This is a genomic window from Jezberella sp., from assembly GCF_964834465.1.
In genome coordinates this window covers 32,600-46,589 of sequence record NZ_CBAZRM010000009.1, presented here as the reverse complement: position 1 = coordinate 46,589, position 13,990 = coordinate 32,600, and the positions used below count along the sequence as shown (strand labels likewise).

The following is a 13,990-nucleotide window of genomic DNA, read 5'->3' as shown; positions in this document are numbered from 1 at the left end:
TCACCGTCAAGCCGCTTGTTTGACACCGTCGCTGGCGACCGCCTGATGAAATGCCTTCAGACGCTGTTCTAAGATTGCCTGTGCCTTCTCGATAGCAGACGCTTTCACGTGTCCGTAGCCGCGAATCTCATCTGGCGTATTGAGCAATACCACCCCAGCCGCCAGCGAGGCGGATGAAAGCTGGCTTAATACGTCTTCGACCAACCGTTCATACTGGATGATCAACGCTCGCTCGCCACGACGTTCGTCTGAATAACCGAAGACATCGAAAGCGGTACCCCGCAGGAACCTGAGCTTTGCGAGCGCCTTGAAGCCCCACATCATGTAGGCGCCATAGGTTTTCTTAATCAAATGACCGTTGGCATCTGTTTTCGCAAAAAGGGGCGGGGCAAGATGAAACTTTAAAGACCAATTGCCTTCAAATTGTTTAGCAATATTGTGCAAAAAATCACCTTCGGCATACAACCGAGCAACCTCGTACTCATCTTTGTAGGCAAGTAGTTTGAAGTAGTACCGCGCGACCGATTTGGCGAGCACGTCGGTGCCGCACGTGCGTTGCTCAACCCCCGCGACTCGACTGACCAATTCTCGATAACGCTGGGCATAAGCCTCGTTCTGATATTCGACTAATCGTGCGGCTCTGTCGTCTAGCAATCCTGGCAACGTGTCTGTCGCAGCCCTCAGATCCACCACCGTCGCCGCCTTTACCGCACCTGCGCCCGACACCTCATCGCCGCGAAGTAATCTTTGTAAACGCTCGGCATCATGAGCAGCACACCTGCCCACATTGAATGCATCGAGGTTCTTCTTGACTTGTACGGCATTTAACTCGATCGCCCTTTCTATGGATCGATGATGCAAAGGCAACCAGCCCATCTGATACGCAAAGCCCATCATGATCGGATTTGCATACACGGCATCACCCAGCAGTTTTACCGCAATATCGGATGCATCAATACTGCGGATTCTACCTTCGCCGCATGCACGGTCAATCTCATGTCGTAAGGCCTGACCCGCCAAAGACCAATTGGGTTGACTGATAAAAGCGGCGGTTGGCGCAATATCCGAATTCAGCAAAGTATGCGTTCGACCTGCACGCATTCTGGCGACCGCGTCAGGGCTTGACCCCACCACCAAATCACCTGCCAACACCAAGTCCGCATCGCCCATGGCGATCCGTGTTGTCAGAATTTCATCCGAGCGCTTTGCAATTAACGCGTGAGAATAAACAGCCCCACCCTTCTGCGCTAAACCCGCCATGTCCAACACCGATCCGCCCTTACCCTCCAGATGAGCCGCCATGCCGAGCAACTGACCGATGGTCACCACGCCAGTGCCACCCACGCCCGCGACAAAGACACCATAAGGCTTCTCGAGACTTGGCTGCTCTGGATCGGGGATGTCCTGATGAAGGTCGCCCAGTGTTAATGACGGAGGGCGGCGCAACTGCCCCCCCTCAACGGTCACGAAGCTTGGGCAAAATCCGTTGACGCATGAGAAATCCTTATTGCAACTAGATTGATTGATGGTTCGCTTGCGACCCAACTCGGTCTCTAGTGGTTCCACCGACAAACAGTTGGATTTCTTTGAACAATCACCGCACCCCTCGCAAACTTGCTCATTGATCACGACGCGTTTGGCCGGATCAGGATAGGCGTTGCGTTTACGCCGGCGACGTTTCTCTGTCGCGCAGGTTTGATCGTAAATCAGCACTGTCGTGCCTTTGATTTCACGCAGCACTTTTTGCACGGCGTCTAACTGAGCACGATCCTGAACCTCAACACCAGCAGGCAGGGTCACGCTATGATATTTTTCTGGCTCATCGCTCACGATGACCACTTTTCGCGCACCTTCAGCGACCACTTGATAGGCGATGCTGGCGACCGTGGGAGACCCTTCGACAGGTTGTCCCCCCGTCATCGCTACGGCATCGTTAAAGAGAATTTTGTAGGTCATTGACGCATTCGCCGCAATCGCCGCTCGAATCGCCAACAATCCCGAATGATAGTAGGTGCCGTCGCCCAGGTTAGCGAACACATGCTGTTCTGTGGTGAAAGGCGCTTGGCCTAGCCAGGGCATGCCTTCGCCGCCCATCTGCGTAAAGGTCGGGGTATTTCTATCCATCCACACCACCATGTAATGGCAACCAATGCCTGCCATCCCTCGAGACCCTTCGGGTAACCGAGTTGAAGTGTTATGTGGACAACCCGAGCAGAACCAGGGTTTACGTTCTTCAATAACGCGAGGTTTGGCCAGCTCACGCTCGTGGGCATCCAGAACCTCTAGACGTTGTTCAATGCGCCGACGTACGTCGTCAGGCAACGCCATCTTAAGCAATCGCGCAGCGATCACTCGAGCCACAATGGCTGGTGAAAATTCGTAGTGTGCGGGTAGCAACCAATTGCCTTGCGGAACAGACCACTCCCCGCCGTCTTTATCGTCAAACTTGCCCACCACGCGGGGGATCTTTTTGCCCCGCCCAATCCAACCGAACAGTTCTTCCTTGACTTGATACTCGAGGACTTGGCGCTTTTCTTCGATAACGAGAATTTCATCCAAATTTTCGGCAAACTGTTGAACGATGGAAGACTCCAGTGGCCAAACCATGCCGATTTTCAACAGTCGCAACCCAATCTGCCGACAGATGCTTTGAGATAACCCAAGATCGGCAAGGGCTTGCCGCGTATCAAGGTAAGCCTTACCTGACGTAATAATGCCAAACCGGGCTTGAGCATCGGGGATCTGCCAGTCTTGCCGGTTCAGACCGTTAGCCCGCGCGTAGGCAAGCGCCGCATACAACTTGTAGTCAAGCAAACGCGCTTCTTGAGCAAGCGGGGTATCGGGCAACCGGATGTTGAGCCCATCAGCAGGCAGAACAAAGTCGACCGGCGTCACGATATTGACACGATCTGGGTCTACTTCGACAGACGCGGAGACTTCAACAATGTCGGTGATGCACTTCAACCCCGTCCAGACACCGGCATAACGGCTCATTGCCCAGCCGTGCATCCCATAATCAAGGACTTCCTGAACACTCGCCGGAAACAGCACAGGCATCGCACAGGCTTTGAAGATATGGTCGCTTTGGTGTGGCAAGGTTGACGATTTTGCAGGATGATCATCACCTGCAACAACCAAGACCCCCCCGTGTTTGGCGCTGCCCGCGGCATTGGCGTGTTTGAACACATCGCCACTTCGATCAACGCCTGGGCCTTTGCCGTACCACATCCCGAAGACGCCATCGTACTTCGCCCCCGGGAACAGATTGACCTGTTGAGATCCCCAAACTGCGGTAGCCGCCAAGTCTTCATTCAAACCAGGTTGAAACACGACGTGGTGATCGGTCAGTTGTTGCTTGGCTTTCCAGAGGTTCTGATCGAGTCCTCCGAGCGGTGAGCCGCGATATCCAGAGATAAATCCCGCAGTGTTCAAACCGCGACGAGTGTCGTGCAAGCGCTGATTGATTGGCAAACGAACCAAAGCATGTATGCCGCTCATCCAGGCTCGACCATCTGCCAAGCTGTATTTGTCGTCGAGCTTCACCGCTTGCAATGCCAGCAGTTGTTCTGGTGTAAAAGGAGCATTCATGCGTTGTTACCTTTGTTGATTATGGTTGTAACACTCAACAGATCGGCTTACAAAAGTCAGCGTTTGTCCGGGTAGGATATCCGCTTTACCTATCATTGCATCCGAGCGTGATGGTTGCAATGCTTCAGAAAGTTTAGCGCAAATGCGGTCATCATTTAAAAAGTCAATATTGTTTATGAAGCTCTCTCAGTCTTTAATCGTTTGGCAAAGGCTGCACGGTCGCCATGGTTTGCCTTGGCAGACGACCCGGGATCCCTACCGGATCTGGTTGTCAGAAATTATGCTGCAACAGACTCAGGTAGCAACTGTGCTGCGTTATTACGCCAAGTTTCTTCAACAGTATCCGGATGTAGCAGCGCTCGCGGCTGCATCTACTCAAGAAGTGATGTCTCTCTGGGCCGGGTTGGGGTATTACGCCCGAGGTCGAAACCTTCACGCCTGTGCACAAAAAATAATGACGGATTGGCAGGGCCGATTTCCCGAAACAGCTGCAGAACTGGTGACGCTTCCGGGGATCGGTCCGTCAACGGCGGCGGCGATCGCCGCTTTTTGTTTTTCAGAGCGTGTGTCGATTCTGGATGGCAACGTCAAGCGGGTTTTCGCTCGATATTTCGCGATTGAGGGGGATACCAATAGCAGTCGGGTGCAAGCGCAACTATGGGCGCGAGCAACAGAGGCAGTGCCTTGCGCGGCAGATCTAGCCGAAGATCCATTGTCCATGACTGCATACACACAGGGATTGATGGATTTAGGCGCCACCGTCTGCACGCGCAGCAAGCCACAGTGCGGCCTCTGCCCATTGCAAAAAACCTGCGCGGCCTATTCGCGAGGCATGACTGATGAATTGCCGACCGCCAAAGCACGGCGAGCTTTACCCGAAAAGAGCACGTGCATGTTGATCGTGTACTGTGAGGGTAAGTTACTGCTCGAGCAACGACCCGAAACGGGGATCTGGGGCGGCCTCTGGAGCCTGCCGGAAGTCACCTCTAATCAGGACGATGAAGTGCTTAAGCACAGCATCTCCAACGCCTACGAAATCGAAGAGTGCCTTGCAATGGCCACCATGCAACACACCTTTACCCATTTCAAACTTCTAATCACACCCTTGCTTATCCGAGCAAAAAAGCCGAAGCAAGAGTGGATAACGGTCACTGCCCTGAACAACTTTGGCCTGCCCACCCCTGTCAAAAAAATATTGACGGGACTCAACAATCAGTTGCTGATCACTGGGGCGTCGGTCGGTAACGGTTAATGCTCATCAGCATGCCACACGCAACCCCGATCGTGAGCAACGCTGTTCCGCCATAACTCATTAACGGCAAGGGCACACCGACCACAGGCAAAATCCCTGTCACCATACCGACATTAACAAAGACATAAATAAAAAGCACCATCGTTAAGGCACCGGCCAATAGCCGTCCAAACTGCGTCTGAGCTCTGAGCGCAATCGTCAACCCTCGAGCAATCAATAAGCCATAGATGATGAGTAACGTAACACCACCATACATGCCAAACTCTTCGGCGAAAACGGCAAATATAAAATCAGTCGTGCGTTCGGGAATGAAATCCAAATGAGTTTGCGTCCCCTTCATGTAACCTTTGCCAAAAAGGCCACCAGAGCCAACCGCAATCGTTGATTGAATCGTATGAAAACCCTTGCCGAGCGGGTCTGTGGTGGGATCAAGCAAGGTACAAATCCGGTGTTTCTGGTAATCACGCAAAACTACCCAGTCGAAATCACTTTTACAGAGCACATCCTGATAAGAAACGACCGCAGTCACCGCAATGACCCCACCGATTGCCAAGGGGATCAGCAGCTTGAACGATAAACCCGCAAAGTAAATCACGAAGGCACCCGCACTCAACACTAGAATGGCAGTGCCGAGATCAGGTTGTTTGACAATCAATGCGAACGGCACGATCAATAACAGCATCGCTGCCAGAAAATCGAAAAACCTCATGGAGCCGTCACGAACTTGAAAATACCACGCCAACATTAAGGGCATCGCGATTTTCATCATCTCGGAAGGTTGTATGCGACCAATGCCAATATTGAGCCATCGTGTTGCGCCTTTGCTGGTATCACCAAAAAGCATCACCGCTACCAGCAACCCCAGCCCTAACACGTAGCAAGGCAGGGCAAACTTCATGTAGACCGGCTGGGGGATCAGTGCGACCACCCACAGTGCGACTAGCGCGACCGCAAAGTTTCGCAGCTGCTCTGCGAATCGCCAGTCGGTGCCGCCAACCGCAGAGTGCATCACCAACATGCCGGCTGAAGCAAGCACCATCAAAATCAGCATCATGGGCCAATCGATGGCAGTGACAATGCGCACGAGTCCGTTAATCAGATACTTCATTGAGTGGCAATCCCTGCGGGGCCGATTGGTCCCGAACCGATGACATCCGTTTGAGGCTGAACGCTCGTCGTTGTCAATTGCGCCTTATCACTCAACAGCCAAGCATCAAACATTTGACGCGCGATAGGCGCGGCAACGCTGCCCCCCCAACCTGCATTCTCAACAATCACGGCGACAGCGATTTTGGGATCATTGGCTGGGGCGTAAGACATGAACAATGAGTGATCACGCAAACGTTCGTTGACATCTGCACGATACTTTGAACCCTTCAAACTATAGACTTGCGCTGTCCCCGTTTTACCAGCGGCCTGATATTTTGCCCCCGCAAACGCCTGACGCGCGGTGCCAAGCGTCGTTACGTCCGCCAAAGCATGCTTGACCACCTGCAAATTCTCCTTTTTAAGGGGGATGCGATAACTGGCCTCCGATACGGTCAACGTTCGTTCGCCCGTCCGAACATTTTCAAGCGCCTTGACCAAGTGGGGCTTCATGTAAACGCCGTCGTTGGCCAAGACCGCCGTGGCTTGCGCGAGTTGCATCAGCGTAAACGCGTTGTAGCCCTGGCCGACAGCAATCGATACGCTTTCGCCCGCAAACCATTTTTGCTTGTAGACCTTACGCTTCCATTCGCTTGACGGCAGAATCCCCCGCTTTTCACCTTCGATATCCACGCCGGTCAACTGACCAAAGCCGAAAGGCGCCATGAAATCATGCAAATTATCGACACCAATCTCTGGGCCGAGCGAGTAGAAATAGGTATCCGACGACACCACGATGGCACGATACATATCCAAACTACCAAACGCCGTGCCCCCTGCGTTATGAAATTTCTGACCGGCAAACTCGTAATAACCAGGGTCAGATATCACGTCTGTGGCTTTGCGTTTGTTCAATTGCAAAGCGGCCAGTGCCACGAACGGCTTGTAGGTCGATCCGATGGGATAAGTACCGTAGACAGGGCGATTGATCAAAGGATGATCGAGTGATCCGTTAAGCTGACGCCAGCTTTCTTGATCGATACCGTCAATGAACAGATTGGGATCATAGGAAGGTTGCGAAACGAACGCCAAGATATCCCCTGTCGCTGGTTCGATGGCGACCAGCGCACCACGGTGATCCTTGAAGGCATCTTCCGCTATCCGTTGCAGTCGCATATCGAGGGACAGAATGAGATTCTTGCCTGATACAGGATCAATTCGCTTGAGTGTCTTCATGGGACGTCCGCCAGCGGTAACCTCGTGCTCTTGCATCCCAGTGGTTCCGTGCAATTGCGTTTCGTACGTTTTCTCGATACCTTTCTTACCGATAAAGTCGCTGCCACGATAATTACCAGTCAACCCCTGCTCTTCCAGTTGTTGGCTATCACTTTCAGAGATACGTCCAATATAGCCAACCACGTGCGCGGCCGATTTTCCTTGGGGATATTCGCGCACCCAACGCGCACGCAGCTCGACCCCCGGAAACTGGAAAGCATGCGCTGCAAACCATGACGCCTCGGTTGGATTCAAATTATTACGAAGAACAACGCTCGCATAACGACTGCCCTCTGCAGCGCGTCTTTTAAACCGCCGTTGATCCAGCGGGCTGACGTAAACAATCGGGGTGAGCGCATTGAATAACTCGTCAAGATTACCGGCTCTGGCGGGGACGACTTCGAGCGTATAGCTCAAAAAATTACGAGCAAGTACTTCACCGTTTCGATCCATAATCTCGCCACGACGGGGCGGGATCGGTGCAATACCGATTCGATTACTGTCAGCTCTCGCCGCTAGACCCTCATGGCGATCAATTTGCAGCACCCAGAAACGCAGCCCCAGCGAAGCAAAGCCAGCGACGACACACAAACCAGCGACGAAAGTGCGCAAAAGAAAACTATCTCTTCGTCGCTGATTCGTTTGTTTGGAGTCGAACACAAATACCTCTTAGACCGAATTGACTTCAACGTCAGCACGGCGGCGCTGAGGGATGAGCAGCACCCAACCGACAAACGGCCAACATAAGGCGGTGATCGCCGCAGAAATTGCCCACGACCAACCTGGCCATACCCCGGCTACCCAGGCACAGACCATTGAACCAACCATATTTGCCAGCACAAAAATAGGCAAGATGTGGAAGCACTGACCCCACAACTCGAACCGCAACAGTCGTCTGTGCAACACCACAGTGCCATATGCCACGAGGGTATAAATCAACGCATGTTGCCCCAAGGGGCCAGCGTCATGAACATCTAGCAGCAATCCAAACACAAAGGCGGTCAGCAAGCCAACTTTGCCATTGCTGTGAGCACACCAGAAGACAATCACCAACATTAAGATATCAGGGGCGTAGGGCAAGCCGCGCCAGGGCAACAGAGACAACATCCATGCAATAAAGATGCTCCCCCACACAAACCTCAAATTATTGAGATGGTCTAGTGCCTCGGTGCGCACGATCTGTGGCCTGGGCACGGGTGGTCTAGTGGCCTTTGACCGAGTACTGGTCGAGTTATCGTACTTTCGGCTTGCCACTGGTGGCCTCCGGGCGGTCTTTTAACGAGGGCGGTGTGGCTGCTGGGGCAACGGGTGCCGCTTGAGAATCAGCGCTTTCAGTGGAGGCAAGTAAAACAAGAAAGTGCCGATAGCGCTCGGGATGAGAAGCGGGTTGCCCTTCGGCACGAGCAAAACCCGAACTCGAATCACGCTCAACTTTGTCAACCGTCGCAACCGATAGCCCTGGCGGGAACAAGCCACCGACACCACTGGTCACCATCACATCGCCCTCGCGTATATCCGCATCAGACGCAAAATACCGAACTTCGATCTTCCCGGGCGTGCTTGAACCAAAGGCAATCAGACGCAAACCATTGCGCAAGAGTTGAACGGGGATGGACACGACCTCATCGGTCAATACCGCAGCTTCAGCGGTAAACGGCGTGACGCGCACAATCTGCCCAACAACCCCACCCTCATCAATGACTGGCATGCCAGGGGCAATCCCTGCCGCGCTACCTTTGTTGAAAACAAGGCGGTGATTGAATGCGTTAAACGGTTCGTAAAGTACCTCGACCACCATCGACGGTTGTGCGACCAATTTGTCAAACACGCCCATCAACCGCTTGAGTTGAGCATTTTCAGTCGTCAGTTGGGCAGCATGGGTGGCCAGCTGTGCGAGTTCTATCCTCTGCTTTTGCAGCGCTTCACTTTCGGATTTTGCTGAAGCAGCGGCATCAAACCAGTCATTAACAATGACGATGACTTGCCGAGGGAACATCACCACACGTTGAAAGGGATAGACAGCTACCGATAATACTTGCCGAAAAGGGTTGAAAGCCTTCCAGTTGGCATCGACGATCAAGAACGTGAGGGCAAGAAACACGAGCAATACCAGCGTGAACTCCGCAGGGAGCCCACGTCTAAACAGCTTTAAATTGCCCTGTCGTTGCATGAGAGCTCATTAATAGGCTGCCCTTGAGCGGGCAGCAACACCCATGATTAAAACCACAAAACGACTAGTCGTTAATAAAGATGGCGCCCAACTTCTCGAGGTGCTCAAGCGCGTCACCGCACCCGCGCACCACACATGTCAGTGGATCTTCTGCCACAATCACTGGCAACCCTGTCTCTTCTTGCAACAACCGATCGAGGTCGCGCAACAGCGCGCCACCGCCGGTCAGCGCAATACCCTTGTCAGTAATGTCTGCACCCAGTTCAGGGGGTGTGCTTTCTAGTGCAATTTTGACAGCCGACACGATTTGATTCAGCGGATCAGTCAGCGACTCAAGAATTTCATTGGAAGACACGGTGAAGCTACGTGGCACACCTTCTGCCAGATTACGACCTTTGACTTCAATCTCGCGAACCTCAGCCCCGGGGAAAGCAGACCCGATTTGCTTCTTGATCATTTCAGCGGTTGGTTCACCAATCAACATCCCGTAATTGCGGCGGATGTAGTTCACGATGGCTTCGTCAAATTTATCGCCACCAACGCGGACCGAGCCTTTGTAAACCATGCCACCCAGAGAGATCACCGCAACCTCAGTCGTACCACCACCAATATCCACGACCATCGAGCCGCTTGCGTCGGACACGTTCAAGCCCGCACCAATAGCGGCGGCCATCGGTTCTTCGATAAGATACACCTGACTGGCCCCAGCGCCGAGTGCCGACTCGCGAATAGCGCGCCGCTCAACCTGGGTTGAGCCACAAGGTACGCAAACAATAATGCGTGGGCTAGGTGCCAACATATTGCGCGGATGCACCATGCGAATAAACTGTTTGAGCATTTGCTCAGTCACCGTGAAATCCGCGATCACACCATCTTTCATTGGACGAATTGCTTCGATATTGCCGGGCACTCGACCCAGCATCTGTTTCGCTTCGCGCCCGACGGCTTGAATGATTTTTTTACCGCCGGGACCGCCATCGTGACGAATGGCAACCACTGAAGGTTCATCCAGGACGATTCCCTTGCCGCGGACGTAAATGAGCGTGTTGGCGGTACCAAGATCGATCGCCATATCGCTAGAAAAATAACTGCGTAAAAATCCGAACATGTTTGCTCAGCCAATAAAAATAGCACTGGATTCGTGCACCAAGCACTTATCGCGGGAAATGCACCAGAATTCGAATGAGAACGAACATCGGGCAAAATGCTGTAAATAGCCGTCTATCATAACTTATAATTGTTGCTCTTTGCGTGATAATTAGCGGGCTCTAGCCTCAATATCCGCCTTTGATAGTCTCTTTTGACGGCACAACTCCCGATGGCACTTACAGAACAGGATGTAGTCCGAATTGCTCGCCTTGCGCGCTTGCAACTCGACCCCAACCAATTACAGGTCGCACGAGGTGACCTCGATCAGATACTTGGTCTCATTCAAACGCTGCAATCCGTTGACACCGCGGGGATTGCCCCCCTTCCCCACCCATTGGCAATGGTCGCTGACATGCCGTTGCGCCTACGCGAAGACAGGGTCACTGAAACGGCATCGGTTGAGCGCAGGCAAGCCCTCATGGCCAACGCACCAGGCTCAAAACAAGGTTTATTTTTGGTGCCAAAGGTGATTGACTGACCATGACGAATTTATTCCGTACTTTCAATGGGTTGGCTGCATTACAAATCGCCTTGATGGACAGAAAAATCAGTGCGGTCGAGCTCGCTCAGGATGCCCTGGCCCAGATCAAAACTCAATCCGATTTAAACGCCTTTTTACACATCGACGAAGCATTAACGCTTGCGCAAGCCCGAGCGGCCGATGCAATGATCGGCGCAGGGCGAGCCACGCCCTTGACAGGCATCCCTATCGCTCACAAAGATGTGTTCGTCACGCAAGGATGGCGTAGCACCGCAGGTAGCAAAATGCTGGCGCAATACAAAAGCCCCTTCGATGCAACGATTGTCGACAAACTATTGCAAGCGGGTTGCGTGTCTCTTGGGAAACTCAACTGTGACGAATTTGCGATGGGCTCTAGCAACGAGCACTCCGCGTTTGGATCAACCCTAAACCCTTGGGATCACAGCGCAGTGCCAGGGGGGTCATCAGGGGCGTCCGCAGCAGTCGTTGCGGCGAGATTGGTTGCTGCTGCAACCGGCACGGACACGGGTGGCTCTGTGCGTCAGCCAGCCGCACTTTGTGGCGTGAGCGGTATCAAGCCAACTTACGGTTGCGTCTCTCGCTATGGCATGATCGCCTACGGCTCGAGTTTGGATCAGGCCGGCCCTTTGGCTGCAAGCGCCAGCGATCTGGTCGATGTGCTGGACTGTATGAGTGGATTCGATGAACGCGACGCGACCAGTGCGGTCAGCTGTCGAGGTGAGCCGAATTCGCCCGGACGCATTAAGGCGGATTACCATAAGGCATCACAAACCTTTGATCTTGACCCCGTCCAACCACTGGCGGGATTGAAAATCGGGGTACCACAAGAGTACTTTGGCGAAGGACTTGACAACGACGTCGCTGCACGCGTCGAAGCGGCGATCGCGCAGTTCGAAGCACTGGGGGCAACACGCGTGAGCATTAGCCTGCCAAACACTCGCTTGTCAATCCCCGCCTACTACGTCATCGCGCCAGCTGAGGCATCAAGCAATCTCGCTCGCTACGACGGCGTTCGTTATGGTCATCGCAGCGAATCCTACACAGACCTGGCAGATATGACATCAAAGTCACGAACGGAAGGTTTCGGCCCTGAAGTTCAGCGACGCATTCTCGTGGGCACCTACGTGTTGTCTCACGGTTATTACGATGCTTATTATCTGCAGGCACAACGTTTGCGCAGACTCATTGCTCAGGATTTTCAGACAGCGCTCAAAACGCAATGCGATGTCATCATGGGCCCTGTGACCCCGACGGTTGCCAAGCAAATCGGCGTCAATAGCGATGATCCGACGGCAGATTGGTTAGCGGATATCTACACCTTGAGCGTCAACCTGGCCGGCTTGCCTGGCATGTCTATCCCCTGCGGGTTTGCGCCTGGATCGTCGGGCAAAGCGTTGCCAGTGGGCCTTCAAATTATTGGTGATTACTTTGATGAAGGCAGATTGTTGGCGATTGCTCATCAATATCAAAAAGTGACAGACTGGCATCAACGATCGGCGGGGCAAGCAGCATGACATGGGAAATCGTAATTGGTCTCGAGACACACACCCAGCTCTTGACGCATACCAAGATTTTTTCGGGTAGCAGCACACGGTTTGGTGCACTGCCCAATACTCAAGCGAACGAAGTGGATTTGGCGCTACCGGGCTCATTGCCCGTGATGAATCGTACTGCTGTTGATCGTGCCATTCGATTCGGTTTGGCTGTTGGCGCAACCATTGCACCACGGTCAATTTTTGCCCGAAAAAACTATTTCTATCCTGACTTGCCCAAGAACTATCAAATCACGCAATTTGAAATTCCTGTGGTGATTGGGGGATCCATCAGCTTTTTTGTCGGCGATACAGAAAAAACCATTCATTTGACTCGCGCGCATTTGGAAGAAGACGCTGGTAAGTCGCTGCATGACGATTTTGAAGGCCCGCATGGTGAGCTCTCGACCGGGATCGACCTGAACCGAGCAGGCACGCCGCTGCTAGAGATCGTCTCTGAGCCTGAAATGCGGTCGGCGGCGGAAGCCGTCGCTTACGCCAAAACCTTGCACAGCCTGGTGACCTGGCTGGGCATTTGCGATGGCAACATGCAAGAGGGATCGTTTCGAATTGACGCCAATGTGTCAGTCAGGCCAGCTGGGCAGAAAGAGTTCGGAACCCGCTGCGAAGTTAAGAACGTGAATTCGTTTAAATTTCTTGAGCGCGCCATTCAATACGAGGTACGTCGACAAATCGAACTGATCGAAGATGGTGGCACAGTCATCCAAGAAACCCGCCTCTATGACTCGGATCGAGACGAAACGCGCAGCATGCGTAGCAAAGAAGATGCGCATGATTATCGATACTTTCCCGATCCTGATTTGCCACCCCTGGTGGTTGAACAAACGTGGATCGACGAAATTAAGGCAAGCATGCCTGAACTGCCCACAGCGTTGAGAGAACGCTTTACCGTCAATTATGGCTTGCCGGCGATCGAGGCCGCCCAACTTTGTTCGAGCAGAGATCTTGCTGAATACTTCGAAAACGTTGTCCATACCTTGCCTGCTGGTCACGCAAAGATTGCTGCCAACTGGATGATGGGTGAAGTATCTGCCCAATTGAATCGCGAAGAAAAAGATATCTCAGACTGTCCTGTCCCGGCCAAGGTGTTGGGGTCGTTGCTGACCCGCATCATAGACGGCAAAATCTCGAACAAAATTGCTCGTGATGTTTTCGCAGCACTTTGGCTGGGGGAGTTTGGTGGCAATATCGATGCCATCATCGAAGCCAAGGGATTAACGCAAATCAACGACGCGGGCGCTATTGCGGCCATCATTGAGGAAGTCATGGCAGATCACGCCAATATTGTCGCCGAGTATCGCGCAGGCAAAGAAAAGGCGTTTAATTCATTGGTGGGTCAAGTAATGAAAGCGGCAAAAGGCAAGGCAAATCCACAGCAGGTCAATGATTTGCTGAAAAGCAAACTGGGCCAGTGA

Annotated in this window: 10 protein-coding genes; 4 read left to right on the top strand and 6 right to left on the bottom strand. The window is 53.0% G+C overall.

Annotated features, from left to right (window positions below; genetic code table 11):
* Positions 1–6 precede the first annotated feature (6 nt).
* A complete protein-coding gene (locus AC1W8Y_RS08440; RefSeq protein WP_482014037.1) occupies positions 7–3,588 on the bottom strand; it encodes an indolepyruvate ferredoxin oxidoreductase family protein in 3,582 nt (1,193 codons plus the stop codon).
* 175 nt (positions 3,589–3,763) lie between these two features.
* On the opposite strand from AC1W8Y_RS08440, the gene mutY reads away from it, so the two are divergent.
* Positions 3,764–4,840 (top strand): A/G-specific adenine glycosylase, encoded by a 1,077-nt coding sequence (gene mutY / locus AC1W8Y_RS08435; RefSeq protein ID WP_482014036.1) that lies wholly within the window; start codon positions 3,764–3,766, stop codon positions 4,838–4,840.
* On the opposite strand, the gene rodA is transcribed toward mutY, so the two are convergent.
* The 5 genes from rodA to AC1W8Y_RS08410 form a co-directional block, all read right to left on the bottom strand.
* Entirely contained in the window at positions 4,812–5,948 is a 1,137-nt protein-coding gene (rodA, locus tag AC1W8Y_RS08430) for a rod shape-determining protein RodA (protein WP_482014035.1), read from the bottom strand. The genes mutY and rodA overlap by 29 nt on opposite strands.
* Positions 5,945–7,861 carry a penicillin-binding protein 2 gene (gene mrdA, locus AC1W8Y_RS08425; RefSeq protein WP_482014034.1) on the bottom strand — a complete coding sequence of 639 codons (1,917 nt, stop codon included), beginning with the start codon at positions 7,859–7,861 and terminating at the stop codon, positions 5,945–5,947. The genes rodA and mrdA overlap by 4 nt, the downstream gene beginning before the upstream one ends.
* Positions 7,862–7,870: 9 nt before the next feature.
* On the bottom strand, positions 7,871–8,377 hold the full coding sequence (mreD, locus tag AC1W8Y_RS08420) for a rod shape-determining protein MreD (protein WP_482014033.1): 507 nt from the start codon (positions 8,375–8,377) through the stop codon (positions 7,871–7,873).
* A gap of 55 nt (positions 8,378–8,432) precedes the next feature.
* Positions 8,433–9,371, bottom strand: coding sequence for a rod shape-determining protein MreC (mreC, locus tag AC1W8Y_RS08415; protein ID WP_482014032.1), 939 nt, complete (start codon positions 9,369–9,371; stop codon positions 8,433–8,435).
* Between the two features lie 64 nt (positions 9,372–9,435).
* Complete coding sequence (locus AC1W8Y_RS08410) at positions 9,436–10,479, bottom strand: rod shape-determining protein (protein WP_482014031.1); 1,044 nt, start codon at positions 10,477–10,479, stop codon at positions 9,436–9,438.
* A gap of 210 nt (positions 10,480–10,689) precedes the next feature.
* On the opposite strand from AC1W8Y_RS08410, the gene gatC reads away from it, so the two are divergent.
* Genes gatC through gatB form a run of 3 tightly spaced genes read left to right on the top strand, consistent with a single transcriptional unit; the run spans position 10,690 to position 13,990 of the window.
* Complete coding sequence (gatC, locus tag AC1W8Y_RS08405; protein ID WP_482014030.1) at positions 10,690–10,998, top strand: Asp-tRNA(Asn)/Glu-tRNA(Gln) amidotransferase subunit GatC; 309 nt, start codon at positions 10,690–10,692, stop codon at positions 10,996–10,998.
* Positions 10,999–11,000: 2 nt separating this feature from the next.
* Positions 11,001–12,536 (top strand): Asp-tRNA(Asn)/Glu-tRNA(Gln) amidotransferase subunit GatA, encoded by a 1,536-nt coding sequence (gatA, locus tag AC1W8Y_RS08400; protein WP_482014029.1) that lies wholly within the window; start codon positions 11,001–11,003, stop codon positions 12,534–12,536.
* Positions 12,533–13,990 (top strand): Asp-tRNA(Asn)/Glu-tRNA(Gln) amidotransferase subunit GatB, encoded by a 1,458-nt coding sequence (gatB, locus tag AC1W8Y_RS08395; protein WP_482014028.1) that lies wholly within the window; start codon positions 12,533–12,535, stop codon positions 13,988–13,990. The genes gatA and gatB overlap by 4 nt, the downstream gene beginning before the upstream one ends.

Coding starts and splice junctions, on each gene's coding strand:
- rodA (WP_482014035.1), bottom strand. CDS start 5,948: ATGAAGTATCTGATTAACGGACTCGTGCGCATTGTCACTGCCATCGAT.
- gatC (WP_482014030.1), top strand. CDS start 10,690: ATGGCACTTACAGAACAGGATGTAGTCCGAATTGCTCGCCTTGCGCGC.
- gatA (WP_482014029.1), top strand. CDS start 11,001: ATGACGAATTTATTCCGTACTTTCAATGGGTTGGCTGCATTACAAATC.
- AC1W8Y_RS08410 (WP_482014031.1), bottom strand. CDS start 10,479: ATGTTCGGATTTTTACGCAGTTATTTTTCTAGCGATATGGCGATCGAT.
- mutY (WP_482014036.1), top strand. CDS start 3,764: ATGAAGCTCTCTCAGTCTTTAATCGTTTGGCAAAGGCTGCACGGTCGC.
- gatB (WP_482014028.1), top strand. CDS start 12,533: ATGACATGGGAAATCGTAATTGGTCTCGAGACACACACCCAGCTCTTG.
- mreC (WP_482014032.1), bottom strand. CDS start 9,371: ATGCAACGACAGGGCAATTTAAAGCTGTTTAGACGTGGGCTCCCTGCG.
- AC1W8Y_RS08440 (WP_482014037.1), bottom strand. CDS start 3,588: ATGAATGCTCCTTTTACACCAGAACAACTGCTGGCATTGCAAGCGGTG.